The sequence below is a fragment of the Tannerella forsythia 92A2 genome (genome assembly GCF_000238215.1).
In the GTDB taxonomy this organism is placed as follows: domain Bacteria; phylum Bacteroidota; class Bacteroidia; order Bacteroidales; family Tannerellaceae; genus Tannerella; species Tannerella forsythia.
The window spans coordinates 2,274,744-2,292,765 of the sequence record NC_016610.1 but is presented as its reverse complement, the minus strand read 5'-3'; the positions used below and the strand labels follow the sequence as shown (position 1 = coordinate 2,292,765).

The 18,022-nt window shown below is 48.3% G+C and carries 17 protein-coding genes and 2 tRNA genes; 5 read left to right on the top strand and 14 right to left on the bottom strand.

The annotated features are described in order from the left end of the window. Positions 1–152 precede the first annotated feature (152 nt). Positions 153–1,355 carry an exo-beta-N-acetylmuramidase NamZ family protein gene (locus BFO_RS09330; protein WP_041590841.1) on the bottom strand — a complete coding sequence of 401 codons (1,203 nt, stop codon included), beginning with the start codon at positions 1,353–1,355 and terminating at the stop codon, positions 153–155. Between the two features lie 104 nt (positions 1,356–1,459). On the opposite strand from BFO_RS09330, the gene BFO_RS09325 reads away from it, so the two are divergent. Beyond that, on the top strand, positions 1,460–2,002 hold the full coding sequence (locus BFO_RS09325; protein WP_014225449.1) for an HD domain-containing protein: 543 nt from the start codon (positions 1,460–1,462) through the stop codon (positions 2,000–2,002). A 73-nt stretch (positions 2,003–2,075) separates the two neighbouring features. Continuing rightward, complete coding sequence (locus BFO_RS09320) at positions 2,076–4,817, top strand: putative LPS assembly protein LptD (protein ID WP_155642441.1); 2,742 nt, start codon at positions 2,076–2,078, stop codon at positions 4,815–4,817. Here the strand turns inward: BFO_RS09320 and BFO_RS09315 are convergent, their stop codons facing one another. Further along, a complete protein-coding gene (locus BFO_RS09315; RefSeq protein ID WP_041591258.1) occupies positions 4,818–5,480 on the bottom strand; it encodes a uracil-DNA glycosylase in 663 nt (220 codons plus the stop codon). Positions 5,481–5,611: 131 nt separating this feature from the next. Between BFO_RS09315 and BFO_RS09310 the strand changes: the two genes are divergently transcribed. Next, positions 5,612–5,685 (top strand) — tRNA-Arg (locus BFO_RS09310). A gap of 208 nt (positions 5,686–5,893) precedes the next feature. On the opposite strand, the gene BFO_RS09305 is transcribed toward BFO_RS09310, so the two are convergent. The 7 genes from BFO_RS09305 to rfbC all read right to left on the bottom strand — a co-directional run bounded on the left by BFO_RS09305 (position 5,894) and on the right by rfbC (position 11,902). Beyond that, positions 5,894–6,511 (bottom strand): BglII/BstYI family type II restriction endonuclease, encoded by a 618-nt coding sequence (locus tag BFO_RS09305; protein WP_014225446.1) that lies wholly within the window; start codon positions 6,509–6,511, stop codon positions 5,894–5,896. A gap of 2 nt (positions 6,512–6,513) precedes the next feature. Continuing rightward, complete coding sequence (locus tag BFO_RS09300) at positions 6,514–7,488, bottom strand: DNA-methyltransferase (protein WP_014225445.1); 975 nt, start codon at positions 7,486–7,488, stop codon at positions 6,514–6,516. A gap of 343 nt (positions 7,489–7,831) precedes the next feature. Beyond that, positions 7,832–8,362: a GNAT family N-acetyltransferase gene (locus BFO_RS09295; RefSeq protein ID WP_014225443.1), complete on the bottom strand. Its 531-nt coding sequence runs from the start codon at positions 8,360–8,362 to the stop codon at positions 7,832–7,834. 18 nt (positions 8,363–8,380) lie between these two features. Next, the gene (locus BFO_RS09290; protein WP_014225442.1) at positions 8,381–9,550 is read right to left on the bottom strand and encodes a glycosyltransferase family 2 protein; all 1,170 of its coding nucleotides are present in this window, start codon (positions 9,548–9,550) and stop codon (positions 8,381–8,383) included. Between the two features lie 4 nt (positions 9,551–9,554). Beyond that, entirely contained in the window at positions 9,555–10,178 is a 624-nt protein-coding gene (recR, locus tag BFO_RS09285) for a recombination mediator RecR (protein ID WP_014225441.1), read from the bottom strand. Between the two features lie 4 nt (positions 10,179–10,182). Continuing rightward, a complete protein-coding gene (rfbB, locus tag BFO_RS09280) occupies positions 10,183–11,331 on the bottom strand; it encodes a dTDP-glucose 4,6-dehydratase (RefSeq protein WP_014225440.1) in 1,149 nt (382 codons plus the stop codon). Between the two features lie 13 nt (positions 11,332–11,344). Then, a complete protein-coding gene (rfbC, locus tag BFO_RS09275) occupies positions 11,345–11,902 on the bottom strand; it encodes a dTDP-4-dehydrorhamnose 3,5-epimerase (RefSeq protein WP_041591257.1) in 558 nt (185 codons plus the stop codon). 127 nt (positions 11,903–12,029) lie between these two features. On the opposite strand from rfbC, the gene BFO_RS09270 reads away from it, so the two are divergent. Both BFO_RS09270 and BFO_RS09265 read left to right on the top strand, forming a co-directional pair. After that, positions 12,030–12,100: transfer RNA gene (locus BFO_RS09270), tRNA-Cys, on the top strand. A 225-nt stretch (positions 12,101–12,325) separates the two neighbouring features. Further along, positions 12,326–13,945, top strand: a complete 1,620-nt coding sequence (locus BFO_RS09265) for an ABC-F family ATP-binding cassette domain-containing protein (RefSeq protein ID WP_014225438.1) — start codon at positions 12,326–12,328, stop codon at positions 13,943–13,945. Here BFO_RS09265 and pncB read toward each other — a convergent pair. The 5 genes from pncB to BFO_RS09240 form a co-directional block, all read right to left on the bottom strand. Further along, positions 13,942–15,156 carry a nicotinate phosphoribosyltransferase gene (gene pncB, locus BFO_RS09260; RefSeq protein ID WP_014225437.1) on the bottom strand — a complete coding sequence of 405 codons (1,215 nt, stop codon included), beginning with the start codon at positions 15,154–15,156 and terminating at the stop codon, positions 13,942–13,944. The two genes, BFO_RS09265 and pncB, sit on opposite strands and share 4 nt — an antisense overlap. Before the next feature lie 134 nt (positions 15,157–15,290). Then, on the bottom strand, positions 15,291–16,820 hold the full coding sequence (gene rny / locus BFO_RS09255) for a ribonuclease Y (RefSeq protein WP_014225436.1): 1,530 nt from the start codon (positions 16,818–16,820) through the stop codon (positions 15,291–15,293). A 113-nt stretch (positions 16,821–16,933) separates the two neighbouring features. Beyond that, positions 16,934–17,239 carry a cell division protein ZapA gene (locus BFO_RS09250; protein WP_014225435.1) on the bottom strand — a complete coding sequence of 102 codons (306 nt, stop codon included), beginning with the start codon at positions 17,237–17,239 and terminating at the stop codon, positions 16,934–16,936. A 2-nt stretch (positions 17,240–17,241) separates the two neighbouring features. Further along, positions 17,242–17,577 (bottom strand): hypothetical protein, encoded by a 336-nt coding sequence (locus BFO_RS09245; protein ID WP_052299267.1) that lies wholly within the window; start codon positions 17,575–17,577, stop codon positions 17,242–17,244. Between the two features lie 75 nt (positions 17,578–17,652). After that, the gene (locus BFO_RS09240) at positions 17,653–17,853 is read right to left on the bottom strand and encodes a winged helix-turn-helix domain-containing protein (protein WP_014225433.1); all 201 of its coding nucleotides are present in this window, start codon (positions 17,851–17,853) and stop codon (positions 17,653–17,655) included. Positions 17,854–18,022: the final 169 nt, after the last annotated feature.

Genomic DNA, 18,022 nt, shown 5'->3' with positions numbered 1-18,022 from the left:
ATCGTCCGGAAAAGATTGAACCGACAAAAAAATGCGGGAGAGCTCGAGCTCTCCCGCATTTTTTTGTCTTCCCTGCTTCATCGTTCAATAGCTACCTTTAACCTACGTCCGGCTTCGGGCATCGTCAACACCTCACCTATCCGTTTTAACCCTCATTCCCCCACCGGATAGTCCGGATAGAGGAGATATTTTTTACGCATCTGTTTGTATTCGTCGAGACCGGATTGCCATGTAGCCCGAATTTCAGCTTCGGAGGCTCCGGCAAGGATTTGTTTGCGCAGCGCATCCGTTCCGGCCAGCAGATCGAACCAGCGCGGGCGGTTGAAAAACAGCTTTTCGTTTCGGCCGGTGCGAGCAAAGAAGTCGATGACGAAAGAGAGCGTAAGGCCTCCTGCGAAGGGGTAATAACGCAGGTCGTCACCGTAGCAGGTCTTGTCTTTATAAAGCGGAGCGGTATCCATGCCGGGAATAGCCGTGGGGACGAATGTGAACGATCCAGTCTGCGGCAGGGTATATCCGACGATCTGAAACGGGAAATGCGTTCCCCTCCCGACGCTCATGCACGTCCCTTCGAAGAAACAGAGCGAAGGATAGAGACGAATGGCCTGGTCGTTCGGCAGATTCGGGGAAGGTCTGACAGTCGGTTGATAAGCGTCGCCATGTTGCCAGTTCAACATCTTGATAACAGTCAGTTTGCAGGTGGCGGCCGAGGGCAACCACCCTTCGCCGTTGATCATTTGCGCCAGTTCGCCGACGGTCAGCCCGTGCAAAACGGGGATCGGATGGACGCCGACAAACGACTCGAATCCCGGCTGACGGACCGGGCCGTCTACATAGTCGTTCGGATTCGGGCGGTCTAACACCATCAGCTCCTTGCCCTGTTCCGCACACGCTTCCATCAGGTAATGCATCGTACTGATGTACGTAAAGAAACGCGCCCCCACGTCTTGAATGTCGAAGACAACGATATCCACGTCGGCCAACTGTTCGGCGCTCGGTTTTTTGTTTTTTCCGTAAACCGAAACGATGGGGACACCCGTTTTCGGGTCGCAGCTGTCGTGAACGGTCGCACCGGCATCGGCCGTACCGCGAAAGCCGTGCTCGGGAGCAAAAACTTTTCTGATATCGATCTTTTGTGCCAGCAACGTATCTAACAAGTGCGTAAAACCGGTTTCGAGGATCGAGGTATGATTCACGGCCAGCGCCACCCGTTTATCTTTCAATCGTGTACAGATACTGTCCATCCGTTCGTTACCGAGTACGACACGCTTGTTCCGCTGTTGCGCGAAGACAGTCCCTGTTGCTGCAATGCAAAGCGTCAGGAACAGAAAAAATGCGATTATGTTTCGTTTCATTGCAAATAATATTTTTCTTTTTCGGGGTGTAAAAGTAGTTGAAAAAGGGGAGAAATCCGACAATTTATCCGTATTTTTGCGTGTATTTTTCTTTGATGAAGTATATGAATCCATTGGAAATTATTCAGACCTATTATCATCCGGAATCGTGGGCTTACGAGATTCTGATCACCCACAGCCGCAGTGTAGCCGATAAGGCTGTGGCTCTGGCCGAGGCCCATCCGGAAATGAAACCGGACATTCCTTTCATTCGCGAAGCAGCCATGCTGCACGACATCGGGATCTTCCTCTGTCATGCCCCGGAGATCGACTGCCATGGCGAAGCGCCCTACATCTGCCACGGCTATCTGGGCGCCGACCTGCTGCGCAAAAAAGGGTATCCGCGCCACGCGCTGGTCTGCGAGCGTCACACGGGTACGGGGCTGTCACCCCAGCTGATCCGGCAACGTAACCTGCCGGTTCCTCTTCGCGAGATGCGCCCCCAGTCGATCGAAGAGCAACTGATCTGTTTTGCGGATAAATTTTTCAGCAAAACGAAGCTCGACCGTGAAAAACCGATCGAAAAAATCCGCAAAGGACTGGCTGCGTACGGAGACGACGACGTGGCGCGTTTCGACGCCTGGTGTAAACTCTTTTTAGGAAAATAACCGCCACATCCTCGTTAAATTGTGCTATTTTTGCGCTCGAATACATACGGGACGAAGCATGTTTCTAAAGCCAATGATAGGATGGATCGCCTGCGTATGCGCTCTTTGGACAAACGCACGGGTGCAGGCACAGGAGTCTGTGACAGCCGTCGGGTCGTTAAACGATTCGATAGCCGTCCGGCAGCCGGACAGTTTGCTAAAAATCGCGGCCGACAGCACGTTACGGGCCGACACGGCCACCGTCGATACCACCGCCCGTAAAAAAAGCATGCTCGAAGCGCCCGTCACTTATCAGGCGAGCGACTCCATCGTCCTCACAGGTACAAACATGGCCTACCTCTACGGAGAGAGCAACGTAAAATACCAGAACATCGAATTACAGGCCGAACGGATCGAGATGAGCATGGACAGCAGCATCGTCTACGCCACATTCGCCCTCGACTCTGTCGGGGCGGAATACGGTTATCCGCTCTTCGTCGAAGGCGAACAGCAAATCGAGGCAAAGAGCATGCGTTACAATTTCAGATCGCGCAAGGCGTATGCCAACGAAGTGCTGACCCAACAGGGCGAGGGCTTCCTGACGGCCGGAGTCACGAAAAAGATGCCCGACGACGCCATGAACCTGATCAACGGCCGGTATACGACATGTGACGAGCATGATCATCCGCACTTCTACATCAAAATGACGAAAGCGAAGGTCAGACCCGGAAAAGACATTGTCACCGGACCGGCTTATTTGGTGATCGAAGACGTGCCGCTTTTCCCCATCGGGCTGCCGTTCGGTTTCTTTCCGTTCTCAAGCACGTACTCGTCAGGGATTATCATGCCCACGTATGGCGACGAGATGGCGCGCGGCTTCAACCTCCGTAACGGCGGATATTATTTTGCCATCAGCGATTACATCGATCTGGCGCTTACGGGCGAGATTTACACGAAAGGATCGTGGGGCTTAGCCGCCCGCTCGTCGTACCGGAAACGGTATAAATATTCGGGATCTGTCGATGCTTCTTATCTGGTTACGAAAACGGGCGACAAAGGACTGCCGGATTACAGCGTGTCGAAAGACTTCAGAATTGCATGGACGCATTCGCAAGATATGAAAGCCAATCCTTACCGCACATTCTCGGCCAGTGTGAATTTCTCGACCAGCAGCTACAGCCGCAATCAGCTCAATATGTTGTACACGCCGAATGCAACAGACAACAACAAGGGATCGAGTGTCAGCATCTCGCAACGTTTTCCCAACAGCCCGATCAATATCTCGGCCACGATGAATATCAACCAGCGCTCGCAAGATTCGTCGCTGAGCGTCACCCTGCCCGACATGAGTATCTCGATGAGCAGTATTTATCCCCTCAAACGCAAACATATCGTAGGCAAGGAACGCTGGTACGAAAAAATCTCCATCTCCTATTCCGGTTATTTCAGAAATACGATCCATACGAAAGAAAACGAGTTTCTCAGAAAGAACCTCATCAAAGACTGGAAGCACGGCATGCAGCATTCGATCCCGATCAGCGCGACGTACAACTTCGGATTCCTGAACATATCGCCCTCCGTCAATTATACGGAACGATGGCTGACGGACAAAGTCTACCACAAGTACGATACGGCACGCAACGCGCTCATGCCCGTCGATACGGTCTACGGCTTCTATCGTGTCTATAACTATAATGCCGCCATCTCGGCCTCTACAACCCTGTACGGCTTCTTCAAGCCGTGGGCGATTTTCGGAGACAAGGTCAAGATGATCCGTCACCGCATGGAACCGTCCGTTTCGTTCAGCATGTCGCCCGACTTCGGCAGCCGCAAATACGGATATTACGAAGACTATTCGTATGTGAACCGTCAGGGAGAGACCGTGACCGGTGTCTATTCGCCGTTCAAAGACGCAATGTTCGGTCCGCCGGGAAGGGGCAAGCAGGGTTCCATCAATTTTGCGGTGGAAAACAACGTGGAGATGAAGATACGCTCGGACGCCGACTCGACGGGAGAACGAAAAATCAGCCTGATTGAGAAGCTGGGCTTTAACATCAGCTATAATCTGGCGGCCGACTCGTTCAAATGGAGCGATCTGAATGTGGGGCTGAACCTGCGGCTGAGTAAAAGTTACTCCTTGATACTAAACGGTATTTTCGATGTCTATACGTATGGTTACGATACGAAGACGCAGCGGGCTTATCCCGTCAACAAGACACGTTGGCAGGCAGGAAAAGGCTTTCCGAGACTGCGGTCGACGAGTACGAGCTTCTCCTATACCTTTAATAACGACACGTTCAAAAAATGGTTCGGAGGCAGAGGAAGCCGGAAAGACGAAGACGCGTCGACAAATGAAGAAGGTAACGAGACTTCCGGCGGCAAACAGGACGAAGCCGGCCAGACTAAGGGAGGCCGTCTGCGAAAAGCGAAAAAAACCAATGCGGGCGAATACGACGAAGACGGTTACTACAACGCCGCCGTGCCGTGGAACTTATCGTTCCATTATAATATGGGATTGGGGTACGGTAACTTTAACCCCGAAAAGATGGAATATAACTACCGGCTGACGCACAATCTGAGTTTCAGCGGAAGCATTCAGCCGACGAAGAACTGGCGCATCAGCATGAACGGTTCTTTCGATGTCGAACACGGGAAATTTCACAGCCTCACTTGCAGCATCTCGCGCGACCTGCACTGCTTCCAGATGTCGGCCAACGTAATCCCCATCGGACCCTATAAATCGTATTCGTTCTCGATTGCCGTCAACTCGTCGCTGCTCAAAGACCTGAAATATAATCAAAGCAATACGAACCGCGACCAGCAAAGCTGGTATTGATTACCAGTCGACAGGCTCCTGCCCCGAAGCGATCAGATAATCGTTCGCACGGCTGAAATGTTTATTCCCGAAAAATCCGCGATGCGCCGACAAAGGCGACGGATGCGGCGATTTCAACACTAAATTGGTCGACACATCGATGCGTTCGCCTTTTTTCTGCGCATACGATCCCCACAGCATATAAACGAGGTGCTTACGCCTGGCATTCAACTGACGGATGACGGCATCGGTAAACGTCTCCCACCCTTTCCCCTGATGCGATCCGGCCGCATGAGCGCGCACCGTCAGCGTAGCGTTGAGCAGCAGCACACCCTGATCGGCCCAGCGCGTCAGGTCACCGCTCCGAGGCATCGGTTTACCGAGATCGTTCGCGATCTCCTTGAAAATATTCACGAGCGACGGCGGAAAAGGCGTCCCGTCCTGCACCGAGAAACAAAGTCCGTGCGCCTGGCCCGGCTCATGATACGGGTCTTGCCCGATCAGTACGACTTTCACCTGCTCGAACGGGCAATGCGCAAACGCATTGAAAATATGCGCCCCGGAGGGATAGACCTTCGTGCGCTGATATTCTTCGCGCACAAAATTCGTCAGCGTTTTGAAATACTCCTTCTCAAATTCGTCGGACAGCCGTTCCTTCCAGCTCTGTTCTATTTTTACATCCATAACTTCTTGGGCATTGACGATGCGACGGTTCATGATTCGCATACGGCAGACAAAGGTAATGGAATAATCCGAAAATTTGTAGGCCGACGGTTGTCATCTGTCAATTATTTTTATATCTTTGCGGCGTTTTTGGCCCCGTAGCTTAGTTGAATAGAGCGTCAGATTCCGGTTCTGAAGGTCGTGCGTTTGAGTCGCACCGGGGTCACTTCCCTTCTCGCCCGATTTCCTTCCCCCCCCCTTTGATGATATGAGTGACCTCTGAGGTGACATGAGTAACCGGCTGAGACTATATGCAACAAAAGATTACCGGTTATACTATCTTTCCGAGCTACACCGAAGCTTGAGCGGAACGGAGTGTTTAAATACCCACTGAAACACTTATTGTATATATCCTTTGTACATTTTGTTGTTGTTTAATCTTGTTCAATTCCTAAGATTAAAAGTGGAACCGGAGGATTATTTCTCCCGTGTCTTAAAACATTATAAACTTCACCTTCATAATATGCAACTCCGCTACTCATTTGTGCTTGCATTTTCTTTGTTGGCAAAACTTCAATTCCAAGGTTTATCACACCTCCAGAATAAAAAAGCAAATGCTTTACAAATAAGTCAAACGCTACAAAAGCATACTTGCCAAACTGAACTTCAACAGCTATCTGATCTTTTACAAAGTCTGTTTGCTTATATGAAGATATAGGATATTTAATTCCTTTTGAAATTAAAAAATCTTTCTGTTTATCGTATGGCAACATAATTAATTCAGGAAGAATTTTTTGGTCTGTTGTTATGTAATATTGATAACGACATTCATTCCAACCAAGTTCTTTGAACTTTTTATTAAAGGTTCTATTTAGTTCAATCGGGCTATAAAGCATTTTTCCTCTCATAGTTTTTTCCTTGCTTTCTTTGGTCATAAAGTTTGACGCATCGATACTTCGGATAGTATCTATGATTTCTTTGTAAAGTTTTTTATGATGAACAAGAAGATATTCTTCTCCATTTAAATGCGAATATTTCTGGGCTATTTTCATTTTTAATAAGTTTTTTCGGAATATTTTACATTAACATTCTCCAATTCAAGCTGTAACCATTCTTTAGGAACTTGAGATACCTTATCATTGGCAGATGGTTTATGAATCGGTTTATTTATGGGCCTGATTTTTAATTTACCTTCGTTAAAGTCAATAATCCTTTGTTTAGCGATGTCACAATATTCTTTCTCCTTTTCAATTCCTATTACATTCCGATTATTTTTAATCGAGGCAATTACTGTTGATCCAACACCAGCATAAGGATCAAGCACCCAACTTTCTTCATTCGTTAGTGCAAGAATGCATCTTTCAACCAGTTCTATCGGAAATTGGCAAGGATGTTTTGTTTTTTCCGGATGATTGGATTTAACATTTGGTATATTCCACATTGCCGTTTCCCAATCTTTTGCGACAATCTCCCAAATATCGCTTGGGTTTTTACCAAGAGGATTTCCCGATGGCAACCCCTTTTTTTCTCCTTTAAAATGAAGTTTCCCGGGGTATTTTGCCGGGACTCTTACATTGTCGAGATTGAAAATATATTCATCTGTTTTGCTAAACCATAGAATAGTTTCGTATCTTCCGCTAAACCTGTTTGAGGCGTGTAATCCATGTCCAAAATGCCAAATAATCCTATTACGTAATTTCAATCCGTGTCTTTTAAAAATCTGATAATAATAAATATCTAAAGGGAAAACTTCTCCTTTGTTTATATAGTTACCAACTTGCCAACAAAGACTTCCTTTGTCTGATAGTGTCCTCACAAGTTCGTTTATTATTTCTTCTTGTGTCTCTAAATATTTTTCTATACTCGTTTTTGTTTCATACGATTTGCCAACATTATAAGGAGGCGAAGTTATGATTAAATCAAATTTTCCATCTTCAATTCCTTTAAGAACATTCAAACAGTCCCCATTTATAACGTTATGAGAAATATCAGGTCTAATATATTTAAATAAAGGTTCTTTAGCTTTCATCGTTTTCAATTTTCCATGCTGCAAATTTAATATATATCCACCTATTTCCTGTCTTAATTTTTACGAAGTTGTCAACGAAAGTCTTTTTACAATGAATGCCAACTTTTTGGTAACAGCACGACTTTGTTGCAACGGATAAATCCATAGAAAACAGTGATATATTTTTGCCTGTAATAAAACATCAATTTTTCTATATCGCTGATTATTAAACGGCTGATTTTTTTAGGTTGTTTTTTATATACACCCATATCTTTTGATAATCAGACGTCAACCGTTGCAACAAAGTCTAACAGCACTAAGAAAAACTATCCCGAACCTCGTTTCCATAAAACGATTTCACGATTCATGCTTTTTTGTTCAGCAGGGTCATGAAATACGCATCGGCGAAGCCATGATTCGTATGCAGCCAGTCCTTTAAAATGCCGCATGAGGTGAATCCGCTGTCCAGAAATAAGTTTCGGCTGGGTTCGTTCGATATGGGTACAAAGACATAGAGCTGGTGTATGTTCAGCAACCCGAAAGCATAAGCCGTCAGCAGCGACAGGGCCTCCTTCCCGATGCCTTTCCGCTGATGCGCCGGATCGACCAGAATACCTACTCCGGCACGGCGATGCCGAGGGTCGAAATCGAAGAGGTCGACCGTCCCGACCGTCTCTCCCGAAGCCTTCAGAACCATCATCAGCCGCAGCTGCTTCTGTGCGTATATATCGGCGTCGGCATGTTCCAGATAGGCTTTCAACACGTAGCGCGAATACGGTACAAGCGTGCTGCCGAACTCCCACAGAGACGTATCATTTTCCCACGCGTAAAGCAGATCAAGATCTTCCGGTTCTAACGCCCGCAGGCGTATCGTGTCATTCTCCAGCCATTTCATCGTTCACGCCTCCGTTTTTTATCTGCCCGGCGAAACCAACTGTCCGCTATCGGGATAATAAATATGATACACACACGATTTATCGGGGTTTCTGTCCATAAAAAGCAACATCTGGTCGAACGTCATGTCCGGATAGCAAAAGACCATGTCCGTATATTCGTTCATCCGCACCCGGCGCGAGAGCGCATCCATCGCCCGGCGCTCATCCAAATCCCACTGACGGAAAACGACAGCCTCCGGCAACCGCTCAGCGACCCGGTCTCTGGCCGTCTTGAGAGCCTCCGCACGACAGAAAATCAACACACTGCGACGCTTCGGCTTCGGCGTTTTCGTCTTTTTCCACCCGAACAGACACGCGACTCCTTTCCGCAGACCGACCGAAGTACGAATCAGCCCCGACATCCATCGCCCCGATCGCGGATAATGCTTCCGATAGAAAATAAGCATCGCATCGTAAAAAGCATGCAGGTATTTTTTGTCGGCATAAGCCGTGCTTTCGCCTTTGTAATGCAAGATACGCTCGGGAATATAATAATTTTTATAACCGCCGAGAATGATTCGGTACGACAGATCAATGTCTTCACCGTACATAAAAAACGACTCGTCGAACAGTCCTATCCGATCGAGCGCCTCGTGACGCAAGAGCATGAACGCCCCTGACAGTACCTCGACTTCATGCTGCTTGTCGGGACTGAGATACGGCAAACTGTAAGCCGCATACCGGCGGGAATGCGGAAAGAGTTTCGAGAGACCGAACAACTTGCAGAACGCCACCCACGGCGACGGAAAGCTGCGCTTGCTCTCGGGCAAAAAAACGCCCCGGCCGTTAATCATCTTCACCCCGACCGCACCGGCTTCGGGATGTCCGTCCATAAAATAACACAACGTGCGCAGACTATCTCCTACGATCGTATCGGGGTTGAGCAGCAACACATATTCGCCCCGGCAAATACGAAGCGCCTGATTATTCGCACGGGCAAAACCGGAATTATCCGTATTTTCGATAAACCGCACGTCCGGAAAACGGGGACGCAGGTATTCGATCGAACCGTCGGTCGAAGCATTGTCTACGACCCATATCTCGGCATCGAAACCGTTCGTAGCCACCAGCACCGAACGCAAGCATTGCTCAAGCAAATACTTTACATTATAATTTACGATGACGACCGACAGCTTCGTTTCGTACATAACATTATAATTTGATCGATTCGTTAAAATCCACCCGGTTCAGGATCGAGCGTCCCAACGTCACCTCGTCGGCATATTCAATCTCGTCTCCCACTGAAATGCCGCGGGCGATGACCGTCACCTTCACCGGATAAGCCGACAGTTTGCGGTAGATAAAGAAGTTCGTCGTATCGCCTTCCATCGTTGTGCTGAGGGCAAACATGACCTCTTTCACCTCTCCCGAAGCCACACGCTTCACCAAGCTGTCGATTTCGAGATCGGCCGGCCCGATCCCGTCGATCGGCGAGATGATTCCGCCCAGCACATGGTAGAGACCGTGAAACTGCGACGTGTTCTCTATCGTCATCACGTCTTTGACATTCTCCACCACGCACACCGTCGAACGGTCGCGCAACGGGTCGGCGCAGATCGCGCAGTACCCCGAATCGCAGATGTTATGACACACCTTGCAATACTTCACGTTACGGCGTAAAGCGAGCAGAGCCTTCGAGAAACGCTCCGTATAGTCCGGCTCCCGACGCAACATATGCAAGGCCAATCGCAGAGCCGTCTTCCGCCCGATTCCCGGAAGCGTGGCCAACTCATTAACGGCATTTTCCAGTAAAGCCGAAGGATATTGCTGATTCATCACGTTATTTCAGCTCCCGTCCGGCATACATCTGCTCGTAATACCTGACATAATCGCCTTGGGTGATTTCTTCGATCCAGTCCTGATGCTCCAGATTCCAGCGCACGGTCTTCACGATACCGGCATCGAAACTTGTCTCGGGACTCCATCCCAACTCGCGGGTGATCTTCGACGGGTCGATCGCATAACGCTGATCGTGCCCGAGACGATCCTTGACGAACGTAATCAGGTCGTCGTTGATCCAGTCGACCGACCAGCGCCCGTCGGGGCCCATCTCCTTTTTCTTGAGCACCTCACGATATTCGGGATGCTCGGTCATCAGTTCATGAACCGTCCGAATAATCGTCCGCACAATGTCAATGTTTCTCCGTTCGTTATGTCCGCCGACATTGTACACCTCACCCGCACGGCCACGATGTATCACCGCATCAATCGCCTTGCAATGGTCGGTGACGTAAAGCCAGTCGCGCACGTTCGATCCGTCGCCGTAGACGGGTAGTCGCTTTCCTTCAAGGATATTCTTGATGATGAGCGGAATCAGCTTTTCGGGGAAATGATACGGCCCGTAATTGTTCGAACAGCGCGTAATGCTGACAGGCATCTTATACGTGTCGTGATAAGCCGAGACAAAATGATCGGCGCTTGTTTTCGAGGCGCTGTACGGGCTGCGTGGCGAAAGAGGTGTTTCTTCGGTGAAATACCCCGTTTCACTCAAGCTGCCGTAAACCTCGTCGGTCGAAACCTGATGGAAGCGTACACCGGGCGTCCACGCCGGATAGCCGGCCTCGTCTTTACCCGTCACCCACGCCTTCCGCGCGGCATCGAGCAGGTTCTGCGTTCCGAGAATATTCGTTACGAGAAACAGTTGCGGGTCTTCGATGCTCCGGTCCACATGACTCTCGGCCGCAAAATTGACGACGTAGCGTATCGGATATTTCTCAAACAATCCTTCCACTAAGGCGCGGTCGCCGATATCGCCTTTCACGAAGTGACAGCGACGGCCGTCAATATCATCCTTGATCGTTCCCAGATTGCCCGCATAGGTCAGCATATCAAGCACAATAATCTGCGCCTCGGGATACGTGGCGAGCATATATTTCACAAAATTTGCACCGATAAAACCGGCACCGCCAGTCACTAAATAAGTTCCCATCAATCGCTATGTTTTAATCTTCAAAATTTACCTCGGCATCTCCCAGAAAAGGTAACAGACGGTCTTTCTCCGACGTAACAGCCGGAGCACCCTCTTCCATGTTCCATGCTATGCCGATTTGAGAATCGTCGTATCGTATTCCCCGCTCATGACTCGGCATATAGGGGTTATCGACCTTATACGTAAAGACGGCCGTCTCGCTTTTCACATAAAAACCATGCGCAAATCCTTGCGGGATATACAACTGACGTTTATTCTCGGCCGACAGTTCCACGGCTACATGCCGCCCGAACATCGGAGAGTTGCGACGAAGATCGACCGCCACATCGACGACCGTACCCACGATCACGCGCACCAATTTGGCCTGTGCATAAGGTGCCAGCTGATAATGCAGTCCGCGCAGCACACCCCGCGACGAGCATGATTCGTTCTCCTGTATAAAATCCACTTTTCCGATATACCGCTCGAATTCCTGTTGTTTGTAGGCTTCCATGAAGTATCCTCGTGCATCGGCAAACACGTAAGGCTCTATCATCCACACACCGGGTATATCCGTCTCTATGAAATTCATCTCCTCTTCTCTCGATTTTTTTTTTTCGAGAAACAAAGATAAGCACTTTTCCGGCAATCGGGCAAAAGAAATTTCAAAAGATTTTTGTATATCCGAAAAATGCCGTATCTTTGCATCGTGAAATGTCGGTTCCTTGGCCGAGTGGTTAGGCGCCGGTCTGCAAAACCGTTTACGGCAGTTCGATTCTGCCAGGAACCTCACCAACATCACATCGTGATGATGACGGTATAGAAAATGGTCCGTTTCGAAACATAGGGTTCGGCGGACCGTTTTCATGTCGGGCCATAGAGTGAAGCCGCCCCACCTGCTCAACTCTATTTCAGCCAGATAAGTAAGACCTTTTCTGCAGAAAGAGCATTATTGGCTTTGCCGTTCCCATGGCTTTTTACTATCTTTGCACCCTCAAAAAAAACAGAAGCACTCATGATTACAATTAGCGGTTTGGATGTTCAGTTCGGTAAACGAACATTGTTTCAGGAGGTCAATCTCAAATTTTTGCCGGGCAATTGCTATGGCATCATCGGGGCGAATGGCGCCGGCAAGTCGACCTTTCTGCGTGCCATCAGCGGGGACCTCGATCCTACACGCGGAACCATTTCGCTCGGGCCGGGCGAACGGCTGTCCGTCCTTGCGCAGGATCACTTCGCGTTCGATGATTACACCGTGCTCGACACCGTACTGACGGGGCATACCACGCTTTGGGATATCATGAGCGAGAAGAATGCGATTTACGCCAAAGAAGATTTTTCGGACGAGGACGGTCTCCGCGCCTCGGAGCTGGAAGAAAAGTTTGCCGAGATGGAAGGCTGGAATGCCGAAAGCGATGCGGCAGCGTTGCTCAGCGGACTGGGAATCGAGGAAGCGCTCCACGACAGGATGATGAAAGATCTGAGCGGTAAGCAAAAGGTACGTGTCCTGCTGGCGCGTGCCCTGTTCGGCAAACCTGACAACCTGCTGCTCGACGAACCGACGAACGATCTCGACCTCGAGACCGTGGCATGGCTTGAAAATTACCTCTCCAACTTTGAACATACGGTACTCGTTGTCAGCCATGACCGTCACTTTCTCGACTCCGTCTGTACCCATACGGTCGATATCGACTTCGGCAAACTCAAACTTTTTGCCGGCAATTACAGCTTCTGGTATGAATCGAGCCAGCTTGCCCTGCGCCAACAGCAGCAACAAAACAAGAAAGCGGAAGAAAAGAAGAAAGAACTGGAAGAATTTATCCGCCGTTTCAGTGCGAACGTAGCCAAGTCGAAACAAACGACAAGCCGCAAAAAGATGCTTGAGAAACTAAATATCGAAGAGATTCAACCTTCGTCGCGCCGTTATCCGGGTATCATTTTCACTCCCTCGCGCGAGCCGGGCAACCAGATTCTCGAAGTCAGCGGCCTGACGAAAACACTCGACGGAAAGATACTGTTCAAAGACCTGAATTTCAATGTCGAAAAAGACGATAAAGTTGTTTTCATCAGTCGCGACCCGCGTGCCATGACCGCTCTGTTCCAAATCATCAATGGGGAGGAAGAAGCCGACTCGGGTACATTCAAATGGGGACAGACCATCACGACAGCCTACTTGCCGCTCGACAATGCGAAATATTTCAATTCGGACTACAATCTGCTCGAATGGCTCGGACAGTTTGCCAAAGATACGAACGAAGTTTTCCTGAAAGGATTTCTGGGACGTATGCTTTTCTCGGGCGAGGAACTGATGAAGAAAGTAAGTGTACTCTCGGGAGGGGAAAAGATGCGCTGTATGATCTCACGTATGATGCTCAAAGACGCCAACACGCTCATCCTCGACACACCGACGAATCACCTTGATCTCGAGTCGATTCAGGCCTTCAATAATACCCTGACCAACTTCAAAGGCAATGTACTTTTCGCCAGCCACGACCACGAATTTATTCAAACTGTGGCTAATCGCGTGATCGAACTTACCCCCAATGGCAATATCGACAAGATGATCGAATACGACGATTATATCTCCGACCCGAAGATTGCCGAGATGCGGGCGAAGCTGTATGAGGGAAGCTAAACGATGCCCCCTTTCATATGCAGGGCGGCCATAAACCGTTTGATCACTTCCGGCTTACCCGTATATTTGCCTTTATCTTCACTGATCTTACATGTTTCATTATAAAAATCCCACGATTCCGTAATCTTCACTGCTACTAATTTGATGACGATATTCATCGGCCTGATGCCGGGAAAATCGTTCGTAAAATGTGTACCGATACCGAATGAAGGCTGGCATTTATCTGCGGCATAACGATGTATGGCTATAGCTCGCTCCACATCGAGCGCATTGCTGAACGTCACCTGTTTGGTGTGCGAATCGATGCCGAGAGACTGATATTTTTCGACGATCTTGTCAAGCTGTTCAAAATTATCACCGCTGTCGACACGAAGCCCTTTGAAGAGATTGGCAAAATCTTCCGAGAAATTGAGACTGAAGATATCCCACCCGAAACTGTCATAGAGATAGGTTCCCAATGCCCCTCTGAACGTATGTCTCCAGGCTTCCATTGCCATAAAGTTAGCCATCTGCGGACCATACATCCCTCCGATAGCGCAGACAAATTCATGGGCCATCGTCCCAATAGGTAAAAGATCGTATTTCATCGCAAGATAGACATTGCTTGTACCGACAAATTTGCCGGGGTAATGATGCGCATGTTGGCAATCTCTCATCGCCCGAACCACAACATCTTCGGCCTCGAACGAAGCCCGTCTTCTCGTCCCGAAATCGCTGTAAACGCAACCGGCCGACAGCAACCTTTCGGCCTTCGCATAACTTTTCGTATAATACGTTTCGTAATCGAGCGTCTCAACCTGTCCGGTAAATAAATAGTACAATTCGGAGATGATCGCGAGAAGCTTAACTTCGAGCAGAATCGTATCCGACCAATATCCTTCGATTTCGATATGCAGATGCCCTTCGTCATCCTGCCATGCTTTCACCCATTCGCGGTTGAAACGAAATCCACGGAGATAACGGTAAAACCAGTCCGGAATGTAATAACATTTACGTTTCATAAACGCCACCTCATCCTCTGTAATCACCACATTCTCCAACAAAGCGATCTGACGGTTCACTTCGTCGGCAAAACCTTCGGGATAGACGGTTTCATTCCGGTCGACAAATACATACTTGACCTGTGCCCTCGGATAGTTATCGATTACGGCACAGCACATCGTCATCTTATAAAGATCGTCATCTGTAAAGTGATTGATTATTTGTTTCATCCTGTTGGTTGAGTACATGAATTAAACATTCTTCCGCAAAAGAGATCGAATTCAAAAAAACACCTCCGAAGGCCGTAGAACGTCCCCCTCGGAGGTATCTAATTACTTATTTTTTTTTAAAAGAATCTTTCTGTTTATTTTGCATAGCTGACAGCACGCGTTTCGCGAATCACGGTGATCTTCACCTGACCGGGATACGTCATCTCGTCTTGAATCTTCTTGGCAATCTCGGTCGAGAGGCTTTCCGTATCTTTATCGGTAATCTTATCGGCACCGACAATCACCCGCAACTCGCGACCGGCCTGAATGGCATACGTCTTTAAAACTCCCGGATACGAAAGGGCCAATTGTTCCAAGTCATTGAGGCGTTTGATATATGCTTCCACAATCTCGCGACGTGCTCCCGGACGCGCTCCCGAAATAGCATCACATACCTGAACGATCGGCGCCAACAGGGTCTGCATCTCCATTTCATCGTGATGAGCGCCCACCGCATTACAAATGTCCGGTTTCTCCTTAAATTTCTCACACAATTTCGCACCATAGAGAGCATGCGGCATTTCAGGCTCATCATCAGGCACTTTTCCTATGTCATGTAACAATCCGGCGCGACGCGCTTTTTTCGGGTTCAGTCCCAGTTCCGCCGCCATGACGGCACACAAATTCGCCGTCTCACGCGCATGTTGCAGCAGGTTCTGTCCGTACGACGAACGATACTTCATCTTTCCGATCATCCGTATCAGTTCGGGATGCAACCCGTGGATACCAAGGTCGATCGCTGTTCGCTTTCCGGTTTCCACCACTTCTTCTTCCACTTGTTTGCGCACCTTATTAACAACCTCTTCGATACGTGCCGGATGAATACGTCCGTCCTGCACCAACTGATGCAAAGCCAGACGAGCGACTTCACGACGCACCGGGTCAAAGCCGGAAAGTACGATGGCTTCCGGAGTATCGTCTACGATGATTTCGATGCCGGTAGCCGCTTCGAGAGCGCGAATGTTACGGCCTTCGCGTCCGATGATTCGTCCTTTGATTTCGTCCGAATCGATGTGGAATACCGTTACTGAATTTTCAATCGCCGTCTCGGTCGCCACGCGTTGTATTGTACGGATAACGATTTTTTTCGCTTCCATATTAGCCGTCATCTTGGCTTCTTCCATGATTTCATTCACATAAGAGGAAGCATCCGTTTTAGCCTCATCCTTAAGTGATTCTATCAAGCGTTCTTTGGCCTCATCGGCCGACAGGCCGGAGATTGTTTCCAGATGGACAATTTCCTGCTGGTGCAATTTCTCCATATCCTGTTTTCTTTTCTCAATGACTTGCAGCTGGTTATTCAGGTTTTCCTTGACAATATCGACCTCCGACATCTTCCGCTGCAATTCCTCCTGACGCTGAGTGAGCGCCATTTCGCGCTGTTTTAACTTCGATTCGCCCGACTGTATTTTGGCATTACGTGCCGTGACCTGTTTCTCCAGATCTGTTTTCAATTGCAGGAACTTTTCTTTTACTTCCAGCATTTTGTTTTTCTTCATGACCTCCGCTTCCTTCTCCATCTCTCGGAGGAGTGCTGTGCGGCGAGATTTCGCAAGGAATGTCATTACGATCCAGGCCAACAGCCCCCCCACGAAAAAAGCAATCATCATCCATATCCAATTCATTCCATCTACTGTTTAATTGTTATAAAAAAGCACATTTCCGGCATGTCTCTTCATGCCAACCCTGTGTGCATAGACTTTTATATTCTCGTTTCGAATAACATAGAAGTGAAAAGTCATCTCTCTTTCAGATAATGTTCCAGTCTCTCCGTCCATTGTTGTATCTTTTCTACGAAAGGCTGCGTATCGTTTTTTTCTTCCAGCGGAATCATATCCATCGCCAGCTGGACGGCAACCATCGCCAAGAGGTCTTTATCGTCCAATGATTTGGAGAAATAGGCCTTCCGCTGCAGATACATCTGCTGCACCCGTTTGGCTGCTTCACGGGCCCTTTGTTCCGTCCGTTCATCACCTCGCCTGATCTTCACCGGATATTGTTTCCCCGCAATCTCCAGGTGTATGATAAACTCGTCTCCTTTCACTGTTATCCGTTTAGTAGTGCCAAGCACCTATCTACTTCACGAACTAATTCCGACAACCGTCGCTTCGCCTCTTTTTTCTCTCCTCCATCGGCAAAGGCAATGCTTGTGGCAGTCAGCATGTCCGTATATCTGGCATTCAATATCCGGTATTCTTCTTTCATCTGCCGTATGGTTTCGCTTAAGTCTTTGATTTTTTGATCCTGCTCATCACACAATGTGAGCAAGTCCTGCAACCTGACATCCAATACAGCACACAATTCCATTTCTTTCCCGGCCATCTCGTACCAAAATTGCAACAAAAGTAAAAAGAAGTATTTAAAGATACAACTTTCCGTCATTTTTTTTACCGACAAAATGAAAAAAGGGCTGCCTGACAACCAATCAGACAGCCCTTTTTCTTACATGTTACGGAACTACGACAGCCAGAAGTAAATTTCGGAATCTTTTTCTTCCGATTCCAGCTTTCCTTCCTTAGCCAACCAACCAATGGCGGCAAACAATTCTTTATCCGCTCTCAATTTTGTCTCTTTTTTGAGTTCTTTCACACTCATCCGGCCCGCCTTACTCAAGGCTCTCCATACAAGACCGGCATTCGTTCCAATTAACTTAACCATAGCTGTTTTTTCTATATCTTTATTAATGGGTACAAAAATACAACAAAAAAAGAAATCATCGAATGATCAGATATCTCAAAACAGTATTTTTTAACATTACCACCCGAAAAACCTTTTATTTTTTTGCATTTTTGAATTATCGACAACCTTTTTAAATAAACAATGCAAA

Bases quoted from the DNA above. Each gene is read 5' to 3' on its own strand.
- BFO_RS09330 (WP_041590841.1), bottom strand. From the start codon at position 1,355: ATGAAACGAAACATAATCGCATTTTTTCTGTTCCTGACGCTTTGCATT.
- BFO_RS09325 (WP_014225449.1), top strand. From the start codon at position 1,460: ATGAATCCATTGGAAATTATTCAGACCTATTATCATCCGGAATCGTGG.
- BFO_RS09320 (WP_155642441.1), top strand. From the start codon at position 2,076: ATGATAGGATGGATCGCCTGCGTATGCGCTCTTTGGACAAACGCACGG.
- BFO_RS09315 (WP_041591258.1), bottom strand. From the start codon at position 5,480: ATGGATGTAAAAATAGAACAGAGCTGGAAGGAACGGCTGTCCGACGAA.
- BFO_RS09305 (WP_014225446.1), bottom strand. From the start codon at position 6,511: ATGAAAATAGCCCAGAAATATTCGCATTTAAATGGAGAAGAATATCTT.
- BFO_RS09300 (WP_014225445.1), bottom strand. From the start codon at position 7,488: ATGAAAGCTAAAGAACCTTTATTTAAATATATTAGACCTGATATTTCT.
- BFO_RS09295 (WP_014225443.1), bottom strand. From the start codon at position 8,362: ATGAAATGGCTGGAGAATGACACGATACGCCTGCGGGCGTTAGAACCG.
- BFO_RS09290 (WP_014225442.1), bottom strand. From the start codon at position 9,550: ATGTACGAAACGAAGCTGTCGGTCGTCATCGTAAATTATAATGTAAAG.
- recR (WP_014225441.1), bottom strand. From the start codon at position 10,178: ATGAATCAGCAATATCCTTCGGCTTTACTGGAAAATGCCGTTAATGAG.
- rfbB (WP_014225440.1), bottom strand. From the start codon at position 11,331: ATGGGAACTTATTTAGTGACTGGCGGTGCCGGTTTTATCGGTGCAAAT.
- rfbC (WP_041591257.1), bottom strand. From the start codon at position 11,902: ATGAATTTCATAGAGACGGATATACCCGGTGTGTGGATGATAGAGCCT.
- BFO_RS09265 (WP_014225438.1), top strand. From the start codon at position 12,326: ATGATTACAATTAGCGGTTTGGATGTTCAGTTCGGTAAACGAACATTG.
- pncB (WP_014225437.1), bottom strand. From the start codon at position 15,156: ATGAAACAAATAATCAATCACTTTACAGATGACGATCTTTATAAGATG.
- rny (WP_014225436.1), bottom strand. From the start codon at position 16,820: ATGAATTGGATATGGATGATGATTGCTTTTTTCGTGGGGGGGCTGTTG.
- BFO_RS09245 (WP_052299267.1), bottom strand. From the start codon at position 17,577: ATGACGGAAAGTTGTATCTTTAAATACTTCTTTTTACTTTTGTTGCAA.
- BFO_RS09240 (WP_014225433.1), bottom strand. From the start codon at position 17,853: ATGGTTAAGTTAATTGGAACGAATGCCGGTCTTGTATGGAGAGCCTTG.